The following is an 18,989-nucleotide window of genomic DNA, read 5'->3' as shown; positions in this document are numbered from 1 at the left end:
GATATCCTCCTAACCCTTACGGGGGCGTGTGCCCCGCTGTCCTGAACCTTTCGATGGGTGCGGAGCATGATCGAGGCTGTAGGCCTGACCAAGCGCTACGGCGACAAGACCGCCGTGTACAACCTTTCCTTCCAGGTGCGGCCGGGTGCCGTCACCGGCTTCCTGGGCCCGAACGGCTCCGGCAAGTCGACGACGATGCGCATGATCCTCGGCCTGGACAACCCCACCGCGGGGCAGGTGACCATCGGCGGCTACCCGTACCCGAAGCTGCCCAACGCCCCCCGCCAGGTGGGTGCCCTGCTCGACGCCAAGGCCGTGCACGGCGGCCGGTCGGCCCGCAGCCATCTGCTGTGCCTGGCCCAGCTGTCCGGGATCCCGGCCCGCCGGGTCGACGAGGTGCTGGGCGTGGTCGGCCTCCAGGAGGTGGCCAGGAAGCGCTCCAAGGGCTTCTCCCTCGGCATGGGGCAGCGGCTCGGCATCGCCGCCGCGCTGCTCGGCGACCCCCAGGTGCTGCTGTTCGACGAGCCGGTCAACGGCCTCGACCCCGAGGGCATCCTGTGGGTGCGCAACCTCATGAAGGCGCTCGCGGCGGAGGGCCGTACGGTCTTCGTCTCCTCCCATCTGATGAGCGAGATGGCACTGACCGCCGATCACCTGATCGTGATCGGACGCGGACAGCTGCTGGCCGACATGAGCGTCAAGGACTTCATCTCGGCGAACTCCGCCGACTTCGCGCGTGTGCGTACGCCGGACACGGAGCCGCAGCTGCGCGAGAAGCTGACCTCCGCGCTCACCGAGGCGGGTGGGCACGTGCTGCCCGAGCAGGACGGCGCCCTGCGGGTCACCGGGCTGGCGCTCCCCCGCATCAGCGACATCGCGCACGACGCCGACGTACGCCTGTGGGAGCTGTCGCCGCACCAGGCCTCGCTGGAGGAGGCGTACATGCGGATGACGCAGGGAGCCGTGGACTACCGCTCGACCATCGACCAGAAGGCGGGGCTGCAGCAGCCGCTGCCGCCCGGTGTGCAGCCGCCGATGCCGGTGCCCGGGCAGGGCCAGCCCGACTGGTACGCCCCGCCGCCGCCCCAGGAGGGCGGGCAGCCGTTCGCGATGCCGCAGGGACAGCCGGGCCCGTACGGCGCTCCCGCCGCCCCCGGCGCGGGCCTGCCCAACCCGTACGCCCAGCCGGTGCCCCCGGCGCCCCAGACGCCGGCCGCGCCGCCCCAGCCGCCCGCCTCCGCCGACCTGACCAAGCCCGAGGACGCCCGATGAGCACCCCGCAGCCCCCGATGCCGCAGGCCGCCGCACCCGACTGGCAGGCGGCGCCCGGTTCGCCATACCCGAGCTACACCTCGCCGATCCCCGTGGTGCGCACCCACCTCGGGCACGCGATCTCCTCGGAGTGGACGAAGATCAGATCGGTGCGCTCCACGATGTGGACGCTCGGCGTGTTCCTGCTGCTCGTCGTCGGCATCGGAATGCTGGTCGCCGTGCTGGTCGCCGCCAACCAGGGCGAGGAGAGCCTCAAGGGCCAGAACCCGTTGTCCTTCGGCGTGTTCGGGCTGCTCCTCGGCAGCATGTGCATCATCACGCTCGGCGTGCTGACCACGGCCTCGGAGTACGGCACCGGCATGATCCGCACCACGATGACCGCGTGCCCGTCACGCGCGCGCGTGCTGGCGGCGAAGGCCATCGTGTTCTTCGCGGTGGCGTTCACCGTCACCTTCACCTCGGTGCTCCTGGTCGCCGTCGTGGACGTCGCCACACTGAAGGGCGCCAAGGACCCGTCCGGCGGCGAGTGGCTGAAGGGCACCTTCGGCATCTCGCTCTACATTGCGCTGCTCGGACTGCTCTCGCTCCTCGTCGGCTCGATCATCCGGCACTCGGCGGGCGCCATCACCATCATGATCGCCCTGGTGCTGGCGCCGCTGGTGATCGCGCTGTTCATGTTCTCGTCGGCCCTGGAGAAGGTGCGCCAGGCCCTGTTCGACTACTCGATCCCGAACCAGCTCAGCGCCTTCTACACCAACACCCTGAGCGACACCGGCCCGACCGGCTGGGATCCGGTGTGGATCGCCCTCGGCGTGACGGCCGCCGTGTTCGCCGGTGCGGTCGCTCTGCTGCAGAAGCGCGACGTGTAACCGGGCTTCAGAACTTCGGCGCGTTACGGGACCGCTGCACCCGCGTGGTGCGGCGGTCCTTCGCGTTCCAGCACGCCTTGTGCCAGTGGCGGCGCTCGTCGACTCCCGAGTGCTCGGGCCAGGCCACCACGTGCGGGACGCCGGAGGGGATCATCTGGTCGCAGCCGGGGCAGCGGTACGTCTTGCCCTGCGCGCTCGCGCCCGCCACGTGCCGCACGCTCCACTCCTCCCCCTGCCAGCTCTCGGTGGACTGCCAGCCGCCGTAACGGCCGGGACGGTCGTCCTCGCCGCTCCGGCCGGACGAGCCCGACGGATCGGCACCCTTGGGTCGGTTGCGACGCGGAGACACGGGACACCTCACGGGGCTATACAGGAAGCACGGGCCGTGTCCAGCCTACGGGGCGCGGACCGGGGTACGCGTAGTCCACCGGCCGGCCCCCGCCCCCGCCGCGGTCCCCCATTCTGCAGACAATCCGCAAATCTCTTCGCCAGGCCGTGTCCTCGGCACGTGTCAGACGGTTATGCGGGTGGGGGAGCTCCGCGTCGGAGCCAAGGAAGCAGGAAAAGCAATGCGCGTTGGAAGTTTCGTGTTGGCGGCCCAGTTCCCGGGGCAGGGCCAGGGGGAGGCGCTGCACCGCGCGGTCCGCTCGGCCGAGGTCGCCGAGGAAGCGGGCCTCGACTCGGTCTGGCTGGCCGAGCACCACTTCGTGCCGTACGGGACCTGCCCGTCGGCGATCACACTGGCGGCCTTACTCCTCGGCCGGACCCGCAGGATCCGGGTCGGCACGGCGGTCACCGTCCTGCCCACCGCCCACCCGGTGGCGGTGGGCGAGCAGGCCGCGCTGCTGCACCTCACCTCCGGCGGGCGTTTCTCGCTGGGCGTGGGGCGCGGCGGACCGTGGGTCGACCTGGAGGTGTTCGGCTCCGGCATCAAGGCGTACGAGGAGGGCTTCCCCGAATCACTCGATCTGCTGCTGCGCTGGCTGCGCGAGCCGTCGGTCGGGGCCACGGGCGAGCGCTTCGGCTTCCGTGAAGTGCCCGTCGTACCAAGGCCGTCGGAGTCCCTGTCGGAGGTGGCGGGCCCCGAGGTCGTCGTCGCGTGCACCTCGCCGTCGAGTGTGCGGCAGGCCGCCGAGCGGGGACTGCCGATGCTGCTGGGCATGCATGTGGGTGACGAGGAGAAGGCCGAGATGGTCGCCCTGTGGCGGCAACTCGCGCGCGCCGCCGGACACTCCGCGGAGACGGTCCTGGGCGCGGCCCATGTCTCGGCCGGCGTCTGCCAGATCGCGGACCGGCGTACGGACGCCGTGGAGGCGCTGACGAAGGCGATGCCGGGCTGGCTGAAGCAGGGCCTGGAGGCCCATGTCACGGTGGACGGCCGCACCCGGCAGATGCGCGACCCGCTGGCGTACACCGAACTGCTCTGCGGACTGCACCCGGTGGGCACCCCGCGCCTGTGCGCCGACCGGCTCGCGGCGACCAGCGAGCGGACCGGCATCTCCCGCTTCGCCCTGCTCGTGGAGGGCTCGGGAGACCTGGCGGCCACCGAGGAGAACGTACGGCGGCTGGGCGCGGAGGTGCTTCCGCACCTCGGTTGAACGGGCCTGCAGGAGCTTGCCGCCCCAGTACTGAATGCACCTCCCGCGTACGGAGCGGCAAGCAAGCGGCATGCTCCTCAGCAGTCCCGGAACTCCGGGGACTGGTTGAGTACCTGACTGCGGACCGAGGTGAAGCGGGCCAGCGTCTCGTCGACCGAGGCGTCCAACGGGAACACCGCCACCCGGTGGCAGTTCTGGAAGGCCAGCCGGACACCGAAATGCCTCTGCAGCGCGCCGCGTATCGCGTCACTCGCGAGCGCACGCAGCAGCTGTCCGCGTGCCTGCTCGTCCGGCGGGGGCGTCTGGTTGTCGGCGAAATTGCCGCCGTCGACCTTCAGCTGAGCCACCAGGGAGCTGATCATCTCCCATGCGTAAGGCAGGGAGGTCCGGACGCAGTCGACGAATTCTGCTTCGTCGACCTCGCCTCGCTCGGCCTTCTCGAGTAGGGCCGGTGAGACGTCGAGCGACATGGGTTCTCCTCTCGCACCCCCGTGGTCGACAGGGGTTGCCGGACAGATAAGGGAGTTCGCGATATCGAACACGCTGAGTACTCGTCTCGCGACCTCCCGTTTACTACGGTAAGCAACGGGCGGTGACGGCACCAGGAAAATGCGTACATGGGGCGCTCTCTTTAGGCACACAATCAGCCACGAATGAACACGGGTTGTCTCGGGTCTTCCAGGACAACAAGGGCGGCCCGCAGGGCCTCGTTCGAGGGTGGTGGTGGGAGACGGGAGGGCGAATCGCGTGGACCCACGCCCGTCGAGTAGCGTTGCCGACCATGCGTCTCGTCATTGCCCGATGCTCCGTGGACTACGCGGGCCGGCTCACCGCCCATCTCCCCTCGGCGCCCCGCCTGATCCTGGTGAAGGCCGACGGCAGCGTCTCCATCCACGCGGACGACCGCGCCTACAAGCCGCTGAACTGGATGTCCCCGCCCTGCACCCTGAAGGAGGGCGCGGGTGACGAGGAGGGCGTCTGGACCGTCGTCAACAAGGCGGGCGAGAAGCTCATCATCACGATGGAGGAGATCCTCCACGACTCCTCGCACGAACTGGGCGTGGATCCCGGCCTGATCAAGGACGGCGTGGAAGCACACCTTCAGGAGCTGCTCGCCGACCGCATCGAGACGCTCGGCGACGGCTACACGCTCATCCGCCGCGAGTACATGACGGCCATCGGCCCGGTCGACATCCTGTGCCGGGACGCCGAGGGGCAGACCGTCGCGGTCGAGATCAAGCGGCGCGGCGAGATCGACGGCGTGGAGCAGCTCACCCGCTACCTCGAGCTGCTGAACCGCGACCCCCATCTGGCCCCGGTCCGCGGCATCTTCGCGGCCCAGGAGATCAAGCCGCAGGCCCGGGTCCTCGCCACGGACCGCGGAATCGGCTGCGCGGTGCTGGACTACGACGCGCTCAGGGGCATCGAGGACGACAAGTTGCGGTTGTTCTGACCTCCGTTGCCACGGCTGCTACATACAAGAGGGCCGGGTCCGTCGGACGGACCCGGCCCTCTTTGTGTCTACGGGCCCTCACATCACCGAGGTGGAGCTGGGGCTCGCCGGACTGGTCGCCGAAGCCGGGGCGCTGGAGGTGGCAGGGGCGCTGGACGCCGGGCCGCTGGCCGAGGTGGACGTGGTCGGGGACGACGGCGGCTCCGACGACGGCGGGGGCGTGGACGGCGGCGGTGTGGACGCCGGAGGCGTCGTGGGCGGCTTGCTGGTGGGAGGCGTCGTCGGCGGCTTGCTCGTGGGAGGCGTCGACGGCGGCTTGGTGGGCGAGCTCGATGAACCGCCCCCGGACCCCTTCGTGCCGCTCGGGTTGTCCGACGGCTGCCCCGAGCTCGACGGCGGCTTCGGGTCGTCCGAGGTGCCGTACGTACCGTCGGGGCCCGGGTTCGTCGGGCGGCTGGTCGCGGTGCCCGTGTCGCCGTTGCCGGAGTCGTTCTTCGGTGTGTCCGCGCCCAGGCTGCCGTCGTCGGCGCCCTGGCTCGCGGACGGGTTGACGCCGACCTTGTCGGACGGGTTGTTGGCGTCGTTGTTCGACGTGGCCCCGAGCGTCACGACCGTGCCGAGCACGGCGGCGAGCAGTGCGCCCGCGCCGGCCGCGACGAGGTTGCGCCGGGCGAGGCCGCGGATGCCGCCGCGGTGGCTCTTGGACGGGGGACCGGACACGGCCCGGTTGACGACGATGGTGGAGGTGTCGCCGGACGACGGCGGCGGGCTCGCCGAGAACGCGGCCGGCACTCCGCCGGGCGGCGACTGGGACTCCTCGTAGCGCGCGTCCGGGACCTCCTCGCCGGCCGTCGAGCCGAGGCCCTGCGTGGTGCCGGAGCGGTCGGAGACCAGGGCGAGGGCGCGGCGGCCCGCGACCGTGCCGCGTTTGTCGGCGAGGGCGCCGCGCAGCCCGATGGAGGACTCCAGCTCGGCGCGGGCCCGGTCGAGCTGTCCGCCGCAGAGTGCGAGGATGCCCAACTCGTGGTGGAAGTAGGCCTGTTCGGACACCTCGCCGGCAAGGCGGGCGGCCTCGGAACCGGACCGCAGCGCTCGCTCCCAGGCGCTCCAGTGCAGGCCGGCGGCGAACGCGGGGGCCGCCGTGCGGGCCAGCTGGACGGTGACGCTCTCCTCGCCCTCGGCCGGGGCGGTCGTGCCCGGCACCAGGGCGCCGAGCGCGGCGAGCAGGGCGTCGGCCTCGGCGCACACCCGCTCCGGGGTGACCGAGGGGTGCCCCGCCCACCAGGTGTAGTGCTGGGCGGCGGTCAGGGCCTGTGCCTCGATGTCGTCGCCGTATCCGGCGGCCTCGAGCTGGGCGAGGACCCCGGCGGCGAGCCGGTAGCGGGAGCCGACCGCGGAGACCAGTCCGCAGGCGGCCAGTTCGCCGAGGGCGGCGTCCGCATGGGTGTCGCCGACCAGCGCCGGCAGATGCGCCTGGTGCGGCACCTCGCCGCCGAGCGCGACGGCGAACCGCAGGGTGGCACGCGCCGAGGCGCTGAGCCGCGAGGCCAGCAGCGGTGCGGGCGCGGCGGCCTCGCCGAGCGACGGCAGGGGTACGGCGTCGCCGTCCTCGGCGTCGAGCGAGGCGTCGAGCGAGGCGTCCTCAGGGATCGCGTCCTCGAACACACCGAACGCCTCGACGGCGCTGGTCCCGGCGCGCTGCTGGTCGCGCTGGCGCAGCAGGGCGCCGGCCTGGACGAACCGCAGCGGCAGGCCCTCGGACTCGAACCAGAGGTCGCCGGCCCAGTTGGCCTCCTCCTCCGTCAGCACCCGGCCGACGGCGCGCTCGATGAGCTCCACGCCGCCCGCACGGTCCAGGCCGCCGAGGAAGACCTCTTCGAGGGCGGAGGCGGCGGAGGGCGCGGGCACCTCGGGCGTCGCGCCGATCACGAAGGCGCACTCGGGCGTCGCGTCCAGCAGCTCGTCGAGACCCGCGCCGCCGAACTCGACGTCGTCGAGGACGACGACCGCACCGATCTCCCGGACCAGTTCGAGCAGTTCGTCCCGTTCCGGGCGGTGCAAGGGCGCGTTGTAGACGGCGTAGAAGAGGTCGTACAGCAGGTCGCTCGGCGTGCGGTGGAAACCGTTGAGACGGACCACGCCGTCGGGGGCCAGGTCCGCGCAGTCCTCGGCGACCAGGTCGAGGAGGGCGGTGCGGCCGGAGCCCGCGGGGCCGGTGAGACGCACGGAACGACCGCGGGCCAGCAGCCGGACCAGACGCTCGCGCTCGTCCTGGCGTTCCAGGAGGTGCAGCGAGGGCCGCGCCGGTCCCGGCGGGACGGGCGGCTTGGCCGCGCGGTTCACCTCGGCACGCTCGGCCGCCGTGAACTTCTCGGGCCGGCCCGGGCGCTCGCCCGGCGGGCAGGCCTCTATCTCGCTGCCGTCGACGGGATTGACGGTGAGCAGGTAGTCGCCCGTGACGAGCTGCACCGTGCGCGCGAGTGCGGGCGAGTGCTGACCGAAGTCGGGTGTGAGGGGGTCCCTGGGCGGGCGCTGGCGCGGCGCGCTGCCGTCGCCGTCATGGCCGTACTCCTCGGGTCCCTGTGTGTTCGGGTCCATAGGTTCAAGCCCCCCAAAAGCGTCGTGTGTGCCTCGAGCCCCTCCCGGCCTTGCTGCACACCGCGCTGTCGCTTCTGGTCCGGACCCGCTTGCAGGGATGTCAGGCAGCGGGCGACCGAACCCTAAACCTTCGCTCAGTATCTACGACAGTCCGGAGTACCGCGCCGTGCGAGACGTCACAGTCTCATGAGGATCACTCTGGAGGGTCACACGCGGGGCAGTGACTCCACCCCGATGCCGCCCTCGATCGCCAGGATCCGGTGCAGCCGGGTGGCCACCAGCAGGCGCTGCATCTGCGGCGGAACGTCGCGCAGCACCAGGCGCCGGCCGCAGCGGCCGGCCCGCCGGTGGACGCCCATGATCACCCCGAGTCCGGTGGCGTCCCAGGAGTCCAGTTCGGACAGGTCCAGCACCAGGTCGCCGACTCCGTCGTCGACGGCCGAGTGCAGGACCGTACGGGCGTCCGCCGCGCTGCGGACGTCGAGGCGGCCCCCGACGACCAGCTCGGCGTGGTCGCCCCTGATGTACATATGCGCTCCCCGAGAGTGCGGTGACGTACTCCGTGACGGTGGCTGTGCAACGTCTGACTGCTTCAGCGACAACGAGGTTGCCGTCTGTAAGCGAACCGATACCGAATTCACCCCCGCGGGTGATACCCGCGGGGCCTGTGCGGTTTCAGTGGCTGTACGTACTGATGTGTCAGTACGTGTAGAAGCCCTGCCCGCTCTTGCGCCCGATGTCACCGGCGTCAACCATCCGGCGCATCAGCTCCGGCGGTGCGAACTTCTCGTCCTGCGACTCGGTGTAGATGTTGCTGGTGGCGTGCAGCAGGATGTCGACGCCGGTCAGGTCCGCCGTGGCGAGCGGTCCCATCGCGTGGCCGAAGCCCAGCTTGCAGGCGAGGTCGATGTCCTCGGCGCTCGCCACGCCCGACTCGTAGAGCTTGGTCGCCTCGACGACGAGGGCGGAGATGAGACGGGTCGTCACGAAGCCGGCGACGTCCCGGTTGACGACGATGCAGGTCTTGCCGACGGACTCGGCGAACTCCCGCGCGGTGGCGAGGGCTTCGTCGCTCGTCTTGTAGCCGCGGACGAGTTCGACGAGCTGCATCATCGGCACCGGCGAGAAGAAGTGGACGCCGACGACCCGCTCGGGGTGCTCGGTGGCCGCCGCGATCTTGGTGATCGGGATCGCGGAGGTGTTGGAGGCGAGCACGGTGTCCGGGCGGACGATCTTGTCGAGCGCCCGGAAGATCTCGTGCTTGACTTCCAGCTTCTCGAAGACGGCCTCGACGACGACGTCCGCGTCGGCGGCGGCGTCCAGGTCGGTGGTCGCGGTGATGCGGCCGAGGGCGGCGTCGGCGTCGTGCGCCTCCAGCTTGCCCTTGCTGACGAACTTGTCGTACGAGGCCTTGATGCCGTCGGTGCCGCGCTTCAGCGCTTCGTCGGTGACGTCGCGAAGAACCACGTCCCAGCCCGCCTGGGCCGAGACCTGGGCGATGCCGGAACCCATCAAGCCGGCGCCGATGACGGCGAGCTTCCGTGCCACGTTTGCGACTCCCCTTTGAAACGCCTTACACACCGTTTATGTCTGCCTCTTCGGCGGACCTTAGCGCTCGTGAGGTGCTGTGTGACCGGTAAGTAATGCGCGTCACGTCTCATCTGACGGACATCACACCGGGGCGCGTCATTCCATGCCTCGGACGGCGTAGTTGAGCACCTCCCGACCCAACAGCTCCTCGATGTCGTCGAGGAGGACCAGCACCTCTCGTGACACTTCGTCCGGGTTGCGCCCCTTGACCATCTCACGGCCGATGACACCCCTCACAGAGCTGTGCACCCAGCCGAGCTGACCCGCGATCAGACATGGCACCGGGTCCTCGTCGGCCGCGCCGGTGGCCTCACGCAGGGCGCCGTCGAGATTGGCCTGAACGTCCTGCCCGATCGCCCACAGCCGGGAGCGCAGGGCGGGAGCGTTCTCGCTCCCTCAGGACCGCGGCCGGTGAGGTGCTCTCGCACTTCGGTGTCGTTCCGCTGTCCGGTGGACGCGGTGCGGGACGCATACGTCGGCTCGTACGCGACGGATCACACGCTGTACGGCGCCCTGGTCGCCCTCGGTCTCGCGGCGCTCGCCGTGACAGTGGGCACACGCGTGTTCCGGACGGCCGGAGCGTAACTACGCTGGTCGCATGGTCAATCTGACGCGCATCTACACCAGGACCGGCGACCAGGGCACGACCGCCCTCGGCGACATGAGCCGGGTCGCCAAGACCGATCTGCGGATCTCCGCGTACGCGGACGCCAACGAGGCGAACGCGGTGATCGGCACGGCGATCGCGCTGGGCGGGCTGGACGAGGAGATCGTCAAGGTCCTCACCCGTGTCCAGAACGACCTGTTCGACGTGGGTGCGGACCTGTCCACGCCGGTCGTCGAGAACCCCGAGTTCCCGCCCCTCCGTGTCGAACAGTTCTACGTCGACAAGCTGGAGGCGGACTGCGACCGCTTCAACGAGCGGCTGGAGAAGCTGCGCTCCTTCATCCTCCCGGGCGGCACCCCGGGCGCGGCCCTGCTGCACCAGGCCTGCACGGTCGTACGGCGGGCGGAGCGCTCCACGTGGGCGGCGCTGGAGGTGCACGGTGAGGTGATGAACCCGCTGACGGCGACCTACCTGAACCGGCTGTCCGACCTCCTCTTCATCCTGGCGCGGACCGCGAACAAGGACGTCGGGGACGTGCTGTGGGTGCCGGGCGGGGAGCGCTGAGCGCGCTCCCCGCTGTAGGCGTCGCGACATGCCGTCGGCTGTCCGCGGCGCCGTCGTGGCCGGTCGCGCAGTTCCCCGCGCCCCTTTGGGGCGCCGGTCGGACACCTCAGCCGGCGCCCTCGTGGTTGTCCTTGCACCAGGTCCGGACGTCGTTCAGGTCCTTCTGCCGTTGCTGGAGCGTGGTCACCAGGGACTTGCGGAAGGTCAGGCGGTCCTGGAGGTACGTGGCGATCTCGCTGTGACCCGCTGCCTTCACCTTGTCCACCCGCTGCTGCAGCCTGGCGATCGAACCGCGCTGGTCGGCTCCCGCGTTCAGCCGGTTCAGGGCGCGGTCGATGCGTCGGTCGATCTTCGGTGTCCGCTTGCACAAGGCCTTGGCCCCGTCCCCGGCCGGGGCTGCCGTGGACGCGGGGCCGGCCCAGCCGAGATGCGCCGGCTCATCGGCATCCTGCGTGACGCCGGCGCCGGAACCGAACCGGCCGCCGCGCCCACCCTGGGCGGCCTCACCGCCCTCGTCGACGCCCTCGTCGACGCCCTCGGCATCACCCTCGTCACCGACCACGGCACGGTCCCCGCACCGGTCGAACTCGCCGCCTACCGCTTCGTCCAGTAATCCCTGACCAACGCCCTCAAGCACGCCTGCCCCGGCCGCGCCACCGTCTCCCTCGTCCAGCAGGACGGCGTCCTGGACATCCGTGTGACCAGCCCGTACGGCCACCGGGACGGCCCGCGCGCACCGGGCTCCGGCGCCGGCCTGGTCGGCATGCGGGAGCGGGCGGCGCTGCGGGGCGGCGTCGCCGAGGACCAGTCCGCCGTCCGCGCCGGACTCGTTCTCGTCCTGGGCAGCGACATCGAGGTGATCGGGGAGGCCGCGGACGGCGAGCAGGGGGTGGCGCCGGCACGGGAGTCGCGGCCGGCTTCCTGCTCAAGAACACCGAGGCGAAGGACCTGCTGGAGGCGGTACGGACCGTGGCGCGCGGGGAGGGTCTGATCGCGCCCGGGTGACCCGCCGTCTGATCGTCGAGTTCGCCGCCACCTCCGTACGCGAGCCGACTGCCGATCCCGCCGTCCTCGACAGCCTCACCCGCCGTGAAACGCGAGGGCCTGTCCGACGCCGAGCTCGCGGACCGTCCCGACATGGTGGAGGCGACGGCGAAGACGCACGTCAGCCGCTTCCTCGGGACGCTGAAGCTGCGCGGCAGGGTCCAAGCGGCCGTACTGGCCCTGGAGTTGGGGATCCAGCCCAGGCCGCGCCAGAGTGGTCCAGACCTATTGACCGATGGTCCAGACCTTTCTATTCTCGCGGCACTGTGGGCGTGAAGGCTCAGTCATGCCCCCCAACTCCCCATAGGAGGCGCACCATGCGCTTCGGACACAGAGCCGCGGCAGGCTTCGCGACCCTGTTGCTGCCGCTGGCCGGCCTCGTCGGTCTCGCGGGCCCCGCCCAGGCCGCGACCACCGCGACGGCGACCTACGCCAAGACCCAGGACTGGGGCACCGGCTTCGAGGGCAAGTGGACGGTGAAGAACACCGGCACCACGGCCATCAGCTCCTGGACGGTCGAGTGGGACTTCCCCTCCGGTACGTCCGTCACCTCGGCCTGGGACGCGGACGTCACGTCCTCCGGCACCCACTGGACCGCCAAGAACAAGTCCTACAACGGCTCCATAGCCCCGGGCGCCTCCGTCTCCTTCGGCTTCAACGGGGCCGGCTCCGGCTCGCCCTCCAACTGCAAGCTGAACGGCGACAGTTGCGACGGCACCACGGTCCCCGGCGACGCGGCGCCCTCCGCACCGGGCACCCCGACCGCCTCCTCCATCACCGACACCTCGGTGAAGCTGTCCTGGTCGGCGGCCACCGACGACAAGGGCATCAAGAACTACGACGTCCTGCGCGACGGCAAGGTCGTCTCCACCGTCACCACCACCTCGTACACGGACACCGGCCTGACCGCCGGCTCCGACTACTCGTACACCGTCCAGGCCCGTGACACCGCCGGCCAGACCGGCCCGGTCAGCGGCTCGGTCGCCGTGCGCACCACGGGCGGCACGACCACTCCCCCGACCTCCGGCTCCACGGTCAAGCTCGGCTACTTCACCGAGTGGGGCATCTACGGCCGCAACTACAACGTCAAGAACCTGGTGACGTCGGGATCCGCGTCGAAGATCACGCACATCAACTACGCCTTCGGCAACGTGACGAACGGCCAGTGCGCGATCGGCGACTCCTACGCCGACTACGACAAGGCGTTCACCGCCGACCAGTCGGTGAGCGGTGTGGCCGACACCTGGGACCAGCCGCTGCGCGGCAACTTCAACCAACTGCGTGAGCTGAAGGCCAAGTACCCGAACATCAAGGTGCTGTGGTCCTTCGGCGGCTGGACCTGGTCCGGCGGCTTCGGGCAGGCGGCGGCCAACCCGACGGCCTTCGCGAACTCCTGCTACAACCTGGTCAAGGACCCGCGGTGGGCGGACGTCTTCGACGGCATCGACATCGACTGGGAGTACCCGAACGCCTGCGGCCTGTCCTGCGACACCAGCGGCGCGGCGGCCTTCAAGAACGTGATGTCGGCGCTGCGGGCGAAGTTCGGCTCGTCCGCCCTGGTCACGGCCGCGGTCACCGCGGACGGCTCCTCCGGCGGCAAGATCGAGGCCGCCGACTACGCGGGCGCCGCCCAGTACGTCAACTGGTACAACGTGATGACGTACGACTTCTTCGGCGCCTGGGACGCCCAGGGCCCGACCGCCCCGCACTCCCCGCTCACCTCGTACTCCGGCATCCCGAAGGCGGGGTTCACCACCGCCGACGCGATCGCCAAGTACAAGGCGATCGGGGTCCCCGCGAGCAAGCTGCTGATCGGCATCGGCTTCTACGGACGCGGCTGGACCGGCGTGACCCAGGACGCCCCCGGCGGCACCGCGACCGGCCCGGCCGCGGGCACCTACGAGCAGGGCATCGAGGACTACAAGGTGCTCAAGACGTCCTGCCCGGCCACCGGCACCGTCGCCGGCACGGCGTATGCGCACTGTGGCAGCAACTGGTGGTCGTACGACACCCCGTCGACCATCGCCGGGAAGATGAGCTGGGCCAAGTCCCAGGGCCTCGGCGGCGCCTTCTTCTGGGAGTTCAGCGGCGACACCAGCAACGGCGAGCTGGTGAGCGCCATCAGCAACAACCTGTAGTCACTACCTAGGCGACATTGACGCTCCCCCAGACTTCGTCCGGGGGGACCCCCACCCAGCGAGTGAATGTGGCTACGCCACATTCACTCGCTGTCCGGGCGGGGCTGCCTCAAGCCACGCGAGGAAACCGGTCAGCGCGTCTTCGCTCATCGCGAGTTCGAGACGCGTGCCCCGGTGCAGACACGTGAGGATCACCGCGTCGGACAGCAGCGCCAACTCCTCCTCGCCCTCGGGGAGGCGACGCCCTGCGACCTCGATCGCGGCGCGTTCCAGGACGCGGCGCGGGCGGTAGGCGTAGGAGAAGACGCGGTACCACTCGATGCGGTCGCCGTTGTAGCGGGCGACTCCGTAGCTCCAGCCTTTTCCGCTCGTGTCCGTCTTCTCGGGGACGTCCCAGCGCAGCGAACAGTCGAAGGTGCCGCCGGAGCGCTGGATGAGTCTGCGGCGCAGCCCGAAGACGAACAGCCCCAGCACCACCAGGGCGACCACGACTCCGCACACAGTCAGAGCGAGGACCATCGACACCGACCTCCTCGTCTCCTAGGTACCGAAAATAGGTAACGGAACGGAAAAAACACCTATATCTGCCTCAGCCGCGGTCGGCTCCGGATTGCTCCGGTGCCGACCGCGGCTGAGTGAATTCATACAGCTCCGCGCGGGCTCAGCTCGTCGCCGCCGCGCGCAGTCGTACATCGGCGCGACGCTCGGCGGCGGCATCGCCCTCCGCCTTCGCGCGCTCCAGCTCTCGCTCCACGCGCTGGACATCGATCTCGTCCGACAGCTCGGCGATCTCGGCCAGCAGCGACAGCTTGTTGTCCGCGAACGAGATGAAACCGCCGTGCACCGCGGCGACGACCGTTCCACCATCACTCGTACGGATGGTCACCGGGCCCGACTCCAGCACACCGAGCAGCGGCTGGTGACCGGGCATGACGCCGATGTCGCCGGACGTGGTGCGCGCGACGACCAGGGTGGCCTCGCCGGACCAGACCTCTCGGTCGGCCGCGACCAGCGCGACGTGCAGCTCAGCAGCCAAGGTGGCTCCTCGGGTCACCACCCGGCGGTTCGGCCGGGTGTTGGTTACAAGTCTAATGGGCGTGAAAGAGGGGGCGGGACGTACCCCGCCCCCTCACACATGAGCCGTAGGGCTCAATTCGAACTCAGGGAGTTCAGGAGACGCCCAGCTCCTTGGCGTTGGCCTTCAGGTCCTCGATGCCACCGCACATGAAGAACGCCTGCTCCGGGAAGTGGTCGTACTCGCCGTCGCAGATCGCGTTGAAGGCCGCGATCGACTCGTCCAGCGGGACGTCCGACCCGTCGACGCCGGTGAACTGCTTGGCGACGTGGGTGTTCTGGGACAGGAAGCGCTCCACGCGACGGGCACGGTGGACGACGAGCTTGTCCTCCTCGCCGAGCTCGTCGATACCGAGGATCGCGATGATGTCCTGGAGGTCCTTGTACTTCTGCAGGATCGTCTTGACGCGCATGGCGGCGTCGTAGTGATCCTGCGCGATGTAGCGCGGGTCCAGGATGCGGGACGTGGAGTCCAGCGGGTCCACGGCCGGGTAGATGCCCTTCTCGGAGATCGGACGGGAGAGAACCGTCGTCGCGTCGAGGTGGGCGAAGGTGGTGGCCGGGGCCGGGTCGGTCAGGTCGTCCGCGGGGACGTAGATCGCCTGCATCGAGGTGATCGAGTGACCACGGGTCGAGGTGATGCGCTCCTGGAGGAGACCCATCTCGTCGGCCAGGTTCGGCTGGTAGCCCACCGCGGAGGGCATACGGCCGAGCAGGGTCGAGACCTCGGAACCGGCCTGCGTGAAGCGGAAGATGTTGTCGATGAAGAACAGCACGTCCTGCTTCTGCACATCGCGGAAGTACTCCGCCATGGTCAGACCCGCGAGGGCCACGCGCAGACGGGTGCCCGGGGGCTCGTCCATCTGGCCGAAGACCAGCGCGGTCTTGTCGATGACGCCCGAGTCGGACATCTCCTCGATGAGGTCGTTGCCCTCACGGGTGCGCTCGCCGACACCGGCGAACACGGAGACACCGTCGTGGTTGTTGGCGACGCGGTAGATCATCTCCTGGATGAGCACCGTCTTGCCGACGCCGGCACCGCCGAACAGACCGATCTTGCCGCCCTTGACGTACGGGGTCAGCAGGTCGATGACCTTGACGCCGGTCTCGAACATCTCGGTCTTCGACTCGAGCTCGTCGAAGTTCGGGGCCTTGCGGTGGATGCCCCAGCGCTCGCCCTCGTACTTCTCGTCGACGTTCAGCACCTCACCGAGGGTGTTGAACACCTTGCCCTTGGTGAAGTCGCCGACCGGAACGGTGATGGAGTTGCCGGTGTCGGTCACCGCGGCCTGGCGGACCAGACCGTCGGTGGGCTGCATGGAGATGGTGCGGACCAGGCCGTCACCCAGGTGCTGGGCGACCTCCAGGGTCAGCGTCTTCTTCTCGCCGGCGTTGGCCGGGTCGGCCACCTCGACGTGCAGCGCGTTGTAGATGTCCGGCATCGCGTCGACGGGGAACTCCACGTCGACGACCGGGCCGATGACCCGGGCGACGCGGCCCGTGGCCGTCGCGGTCTCAACAGTGGTGGTCATTAGCGGTCACTCCCCGCGGTCGCGTCGGCCAGGGCTGCGGAGCCACCGACGATCTCGCTGATTTCCTGGGTGATTTCGGCCTGGCGGGCCGCGTTGGCAAGTCGGGAGAGCGTGGTGATGAGCTCTCCCGCGTTGTCGGTCGCCGACTTCATCGCGCGCCGCGTGGCGGCGTGCTTCGAAGCGGCCGACTGGAGGAGCGCGTTGTAGATGCGGCTCTCCACATAGCGCGGCAGCAGGGCGTCGAGGACGTCCTCCGCCGAGGGCTCGAAGTCGTACAGCGGAAGGATCTCGCCCTGGGGCGTGGCGTCCTTCGCGACCTCTTCGAGGCTGAGCGGCAGCAGACGGTCGTCGAGCGCCGTCTGCGTCATCATCGACACGAACTCGGTGAAGACGATGTGGAGTTCGTCCACGCCGCCCTCGGCCGTCTCGGTCTCGATGGCCTCGATCAGCGGCGCCGCGACCTTCTTGGCGTCCGCGTACGTCGGCTCGTCGGTGAAGCCGGTCCACGACTCCGTGACCTTGCGCTCACGGAAGTTGTAGTGGGCGAGGCCACGGCGGCCGACGATGTAGATGTCGACCTCCTTGCCCTCTCCCTCCAGCCGCGCGGTCAGCTGCTCCGCCGCCTTGATGGCGTTGGAGTTGAAGGCACCGGCAAGACCACGGTCGCTCGTGAGGAGCAGCACCGCGGACCGCGTGACCGTCTCGGCCTGCGTGGTCAGCGGGTGCTTGGTGTTCGAGCCGGTACCGACCGCCGTGACCGCACGCGTCAGTTCCTGCGCGTACGGCGTGGAGGCCGCCACCTTGCGCTGCGCCTTGACGACGCGCGAGGCGGCGATCATCTCCATCGCCTTGGTGATCTTCTTGGTCGCGGTGACGGATCGGATGCGACGCTTGTAGACCCGGAGCTGGGCTCCCATGAGTCAGGTCCCTTCCTTACGTCACTTGGCGGCGGCCGGGGCGTCCTCGCCGAGAAGCTTGCCGTCCGAGGTCTCGAACTGCTTCTTGAACTCGGCGATCGCGTCGGCGACGGCGGTGAGGGTGTCGTCCGACATCTTGCCGCCCTCGCGGATGGAGGTCATGAGGCCCTGCTCCTTGCGGTGCAGATAGTCAAGGAGCTCCTTCTCGAAGCGGCGGATGTCGGCGACCGGGACGTCGTCCATCTTGCCGGTGGTGCCGGCCCAGACGGAGACGACCTGGTCCTCGGTGGACATCGGCTCGTACTGCGCCTGCTTCAGCAGCTCGACCATGCGCTGACCGCGCTCCAGCTGAGCCTTCGACGCGGCGTCCAGGTCGGAACCGAAGGCGGCGAAGGCCTCCAGCTCACGGAACTGGGCGAGGTCCACACGGAGGCGGCCCGCGACCTGCTTCATCGCCTTGTGCTGCGCGGAACCACCGACTCGGGAGACGGAGATACCGACGTTCAGCGCGGGGCGCTGACCGGCGTTGAACAGGTCCGACTCCAGGAAGCACTGGCCGTCGGTGATGGAGATGACGTTGGTCGGGATGAACGCCGAGACGTCGTTGGCCTTGGTCTCGACGATCGGCAGACCCGTCATCGAGCCGGCGCCCATGTCGTCGGAGAGCTTCGCGCAGCGCTCCAGCAGACGGGAGTGCAGGTAGAAGACGTCACCCGGGTAGGCCTCACGGCCCGGCGGGCGGCGCAGCAGCAGCGACACGGCGCGGTAGGCGTCGGCCTGCTTCGAGAGGTCGTCGAAGATGATGAGGACGTGCTTGCCCTCGTACATCCACTGCTGACCGATGGCCGAACCGGTGTACGGCGCAAGGTACTTGAAGCCGGCCGGGTCGGACGCGGGGGCGGCGACGATGGTCGTGTACTCCAGCGCGCCGTTCTCCTCCAGCGCGCGGCGGACCGACGCGATGGTGGAGCCCTTCTGGCCGATGGCGACGTAGATGCAGCGGACCTGCTTCTTCGGGTCGCCCGAGCGCCAGTTGTCGCGCTGGTTGATGATCGTGTCGACGGCCAGGGCGGTCTTGCCGGTCTGGCGGTCACCGATGATCAGCTGACGCTGACCACGGCCGACGGGGGTCATCGCGTCGACGGCCTTGTAGCCGGTCTCCATCGGCTCGTGCACCGACTTGCGCTGCATGACCGTGGGGGCCTGCAGCTCGAGGGCGCGGCGACCGGTGGTCTCGATCTCGCCGAGGCCGTCGATCGGGTTGCCGAGCGGGTCGACGACGCGGCCGAGGTAGCCCTCGCCGACTGCCACGGAGAGCACCTCACCGGTGCGCTGCACCGGCTGACCCTCCTCGATGCCGCTGAACTCACCGAGGACGATGGCACCGATCTCGCGCTCCTCGAGGTTGAGGGCGAGGCCGAGGGTGCCGTCCTCGAACTTCAGCAGTTCGTTGGCCATGGCCGAGGGCAGACCCTCGACCTTCGCGATGCCGTCGCCGGCAAGGGTGACCGTACCGACCTCCTCGCGCGAGGCCGCGTCCGGCTTGTACGACTGGACGAAGTTCTCCAGCGCGTCCCGGATCTCCTCCGGCCGGATCGTGAGCTCCGCCATCTGGGTTCCCTGCTCTCCTTGTTGGGCCCGAAGTTTCAACTTGGGGGTCTGGGGGCGACCCCCAGGAATCCTCTGCACGACCCAACCGGGCCGTAGGTACGTACTGCTGTACTGCTGTTCTG

At 69.7% G+C, this 18,989-nt stretch carries 17 protein-coding genes and 4 pseudogenes; 9 read left to right on the top strand and 12 right to left on the bottom strand.

Annotation, left to right across the window (positions count from 1 at the left end; genetic code table 11):
* Positions 1–66 precede the first annotated feature (66 nt).
* Together ACIBW9_RS40300 and ACIBW9_RS40295 are read left to right on the top strand one after the other, a co-directional pair.
* Entirely contained in the window at positions 67–1,272 is a 1,206-nt protein-coding gene (locus ACIBW9_RS40300) for an ABC transporter ATP-binding protein (protein WP_398963139.1), read from the top strand.
* Complete coding sequence (locus ACIBW9_RS40295) at positions 1,269–2,141, top strand: ABC transporter permease (protein WP_398963136.1); 873 nt, start codon at positions 1,269–1,271, stop codon at positions 2,139–2,141. Before ACIBW9_RS40300 ends, ACIBW9_RS40295 begins: the two co-directional genes overlap by 4 nt.
* Before the next feature lie 7 nt (positions 2,142–2,148).
* Here the strand turns inward: ACIBW9_RS40295 and ACIBW9_RS40290 are convergent, their stop codons facing one another.
* Entirely contained in the window at positions 2,149–2,490 is a 342-nt protein-coding gene (locus tag ACIBW9_RS40290; RefSeq protein ID WP_115905851.1) for an ATP/GTP-binding protein, read from the bottom strand.
* A gap of 220 nt (positions 2,491–2,710) precedes the next feature.
* Between ACIBW9_RS40290 and ACIBW9_RS40285 the strand changes: the two genes are divergently transcribed.
* Positions 2,711–3,739 carry an LLM class flavin-dependent oxidoreductase gene (locus tag ACIBW9_RS40285; protein WP_398963132.1) on the top strand — a complete coding sequence of 343 codons (1,029 nt, stop codon included), beginning with the start codon at positions 2,711–2,713 and terminating at the stop codon, positions 3,737–3,739.
* A 77-nt stretch (positions 3,740–3,816) separates the two neighbouring features.
* Here ACIBW9_RS40285 and ACIBW9_RS40280 read toward each other — a convergent pair whose 3' ends face one another.
* Positions 3,817–4,209, bottom strand: coding sequence for an SCO5389 family protein (locus tag ACIBW9_RS40280; RefSeq protein ID WP_030928593.1), 393 nt, complete (start codon positions 4,207–4,209; stop codon positions 3,817–3,819).
* Between the two features lie 311 nt (positions 4,210–4,520).
* On the opposite strand from ACIBW9_RS40280, the gene nucS reads away from it, so the two are divergent.
* On the top strand, positions 4,521–5,192 hold the full coding sequence (gene nucS, locus ACIBW9_RS40275; protein ID WP_398963128.1) for an endonuclease NucS: 672 nt from the start codon (positions 4,521–4,523) through the stop codon (positions 5,190–5,192).
* A gap of 78 nt (positions 5,193–5,270) precedes the next feature.
* Here nucS and ACIBW9_RS40270 read toward each other — a convergent pair whose 3' ends face one another.
* The 4 genes and pseudogenes from ACIBW9_RS40270 to ACIBW9_RS40255 all read right to left on the bottom strand — a co-directional run.
* Positions 5,271–7,790 (bottom strand): ATP-binding protein, encoded by a 2,520-nt coding sequence (locus ACIBW9_RS40270; protein WP_398963126.1) that lies wholly within the window; start codon positions 7,788–7,790, stop codon positions 5,271–5,273.
* 206 nt (positions 7,791–7,996) lie between these two features.
* Positions 7,997–8,320 carry an STAS domain-containing protein gene (locus ACIBW9_RS40265; protein WP_030928603.1) on the bottom strand — a complete coding sequence of 108 codons (324 nt, stop codon included), beginning with the start codon at positions 8,318–8,320 and terminating at the stop codon, positions 7,997–7,999.
* A 169-nt stretch (positions 8,321–8,489) separates the two neighbouring features.
* Complete coding sequence (locus ACIBW9_RS40260; protein WP_030928606.1) at positions 8,490–9,338, bottom strand: 3-hydroxyacyl-CoA dehydrogenase family protein; 849 nt, start codon at positions 9,336–9,338, stop codon at positions 8,490–8,492.
* Between the two features lie 138 nt (positions 9,339–9,476).
* Positions 9,477–9,764: pseudogene (locus ACIBW9_RS40255) on the bottom strand (TetR/AcrR family transcriptional regulator); the annotation flags it as partial.
* Between the two features lie 54 nt (positions 9,765–9,818).
* On the opposite strand from ACIBW9_RS40255, the pseudogene ACIBW9_RS40250 reads away from it, so the two are divergent.
* Together ACIBW9_RS40250 and ACIBW9_RS40245 are read left to right on the top strand one after the other, a co-directional pair.
* Positions 9,819–9,965, top strand: a pseudogene (locus ACIBW9_RS40250) (ABC transporter permease); the annotation flags it as partial.
* Between the two features lie 13 nt (positions 9,966–9,978).
* Positions 9,979–10,551 carry a cob(I)yrinic acid a,c-diamide adenosyltransferase gene (locus ACIBW9_RS40245; RefSeq protein WP_242766322.1) on the top strand — a complete coding sequence of 191 codons (573 nt, stop codon included), beginning with the start codon at positions 9,979–9,981 and terminating at the stop codon, positions 10,549–10,551.
* Positions 10,552–10,657: 106 nt separating this feature from the next.
* Here the strand turns inward: ACIBW9_RS40245 and ACIBW9_RS40240 are convergent, their stop codons facing one another.
* Entirely contained in the window at positions 10,658–10,921 is a 264-nt protein-coding gene (locus ACIBW9_RS40240) for a hypothetical protein (RefSeq protein ID WP_398963269.1), read from the bottom strand.
* Between the two features lie 45 nt (positions 10,922–10,966).
* On the opposite strand from ACIBW9_RS40240, the pseudogene ACIBW9_RS40235 reads away from it, so the two are divergent.
* The 3 genes and pseudogenes from ACIBW9_RS40235 to ACIBW9_RS40225 all read left to right on the top strand — a co-directional run.
* Positions 10,967–11,353 (top strand): annotated as a pseudogene (locus tag ACIBW9_RS40235) (sensor histidine kinase); the annotation flags it as partial.
* Positions 11,333–11,790 (top strand): annotated as a pseudogene (locus ACIBW9_RS40230) (DNA-binding response regulator); the annotation flags it as partial. The pseudogenes ACIBW9_RS40235 and ACIBW9_RS40230, both read left to right, overlap by 21 nt.
* Positions 11,791–11,912: 122 nt before the next feature.
* Positions 11,913–13,733: a glycosyl hydrolase family 18 protein gene (locus tag ACIBW9_RS40225; RefSeq protein WP_398963120.1), complete on the top strand. Its 1,821-nt coding sequence runs from the start codon at positions 11,913–11,915 to the stop codon at positions 13,731–13,733.
* Positions 13,734–13,805: 72 nt separating this feature from the next.
* Here ACIBW9_RS40225 and ACIBW9_RS40220 read toward each other — a convergent pair whose 3' ends face one another.
* The 5 genes from ACIBW9_RS40220 to atpA all read right to left on the bottom strand — a co-directional run bounded on the left by ACIBW9_RS40220 (position 13,806) and on the right by atpA (position 18,867).
* Complete coding sequence (locus ACIBW9_RS40220) at positions 13,806–14,252, bottom strand: DUF2550 domain-containing protein (RefSeq protein ID WP_115905869.1); 447 nt, start codon at positions 14,250–14,252, stop codon at positions 13,806–13,808.
* Between the two features lie 142 nt (positions 14,253–14,394).
* Complete coding sequence (locus ACIBW9_RS40215) at positions 14,395–14,769, bottom strand: F0F1 ATP synthase subunit epsilon (protein ID WP_115905870.1); 375 nt, start codon at positions 14,767–14,769, stop codon at positions 14,395–14,397.
* 133 nt (positions 14,770–14,902) lie between these two features.
* Complete coding sequence (gene atpD / locus ACIBW9_RS40210; RefSeq protein WP_115905871.1) at positions 14,903–16,339, bottom strand: F0F1 ATP synthase subunit beta; 1,437 nt, start codon at positions 16,337–16,339, stop codon at positions 14,903–14,905.
* Positions 16,339–17,256 (bottom strand): F0F1 ATP synthase subunit gamma, encoded by a 918-nt coding sequence (locus ACIBW9_RS40205; protein ID WP_398963115.1) that lies wholly within the window; start codon positions 17,254–17,256, stop codon positions 16,339–16,341. Before ACIBW9_RS40205 ends, atpD begins: the two co-directional genes overlap by 1 nt.
* A 21-nt stretch (positions 17,257–17,277) precedes the next feature.
* Positions 17,278–18,867, bottom strand: coding sequence for a F0F1 ATP synthase subunit alpha (atpA, locus tag ACIBW9_RS40200; protein WP_398963113.1), 1,590 nt, complete (start codon positions 18,865–18,867; stop codon positions 17,278–17,280).
* Positions 18,868–18,989: the final 122 nt, after the last annotated feature.

The sequence above is a fragment of the Streptomyces sp. NPDC049541 genome, from assembly GCF_044465725.1.
Classification (GTDB): Bacteria; Actinomycetota; Actinomycetes; order Streptomycetales; family Streptomycetaceae; genus Streptomyces.
Note: the sequence above shows the minus strand (reverse complement) of the source record. Positions and strands in the feature narration are given on the sequence as shown.

Bases quoted from the DNA above. Each gene is read 5' to 3' on its own strand.
- ACIBW9_RS40285 (WP_398963132.1), top strand. From the start codon at position 2,711: ATGCGCGTTGGAAGTTTCGTGTTGGCGGCCCAGTTCCCGGGGCAGGGC.
- ACIBW9_RS40300 (WP_398963139.1), top strand. From the start codon at position 67: ATGATCGAGGCTGTAGGCCTGACCAAGCGCTACGGCGACAAGACCGCC.
- nucS (WP_398963128.1), top strand. From the start codon at position 4,521: ATGCGTCTCGTCATTGCCCGATGCTCCGTGGACTACGCGGGCCGGCTC.
- ACIBW9_RS40270 (WP_398963126.1), bottom strand. From the start codon at position 7,790: ATGGACCCGAACACACAGGGACCCGAGGAGTACGGCCATGACGGCGAC.
- ACIBW9_RS40205 (WP_398963115.1), bottom strand. From the start codon at position 17,256: ATGGGAGCCCAGCTCCGGGTCTACAAGCGTCGCATCCGATCCGTCACC.
- ACIBW9_RS40245 (WP_242766322.1), top strand. From the start codon at position 9,979: ATGGTCAATCTGACGCGCATCTACACCAGGACCGGCGACCAGGGCACG.
- ACIBW9_RS40280 (WP_030928593.1), bottom strand. From the start codon at position 4,209: ATGTCGCTCGACGTCTCACCGGCCCTACTCGAGAAGGCCGAGCGAGGC.
- atpA (WP_398963113.1), bottom strand. From the start codon at position 18,867: ATGGCGGAGCTCACGATCCGGCCGGAGGAGATCCGGGACGCGCTGGAG.
- atpD (WP_115905871.1), bottom strand. From the start codon at position 16,339: ATGACCACCACTGTTGAGACCGCGACGGCCACGGGCCGCGTCGCCCGG.
- ACIBW9_RS40295 (WP_398963136.1), top strand. From the start codon at position 1,269: ATGAGCACCCCGCAGCCCCCGATGCCGCAGGCCGCCGCACCCGACTGG.
- ACIBW9_RS40220 (WP_115905869.1), bottom strand. From the start codon at position 14,252: ATGGTCCTCGCTCTGACTGTGTGCGGAGTCGTGGTCGCCCTGGTGGTG.
- ACIBW9_RS40225 (WP_398963120.1), top strand. From the start codon at position 11,913: ATGCGCTTCGGACACAGAGCCGCGGCAGGCTTCGCGACCCTGTTGCTG.
- ACIBW9_RS40265 (WP_030928603.1), bottom strand. From the start codon at position 8,320: ATGTACATCAGGGGCGACCACGCCGAGCTGGTCGTCGGGGGCCGCCTC.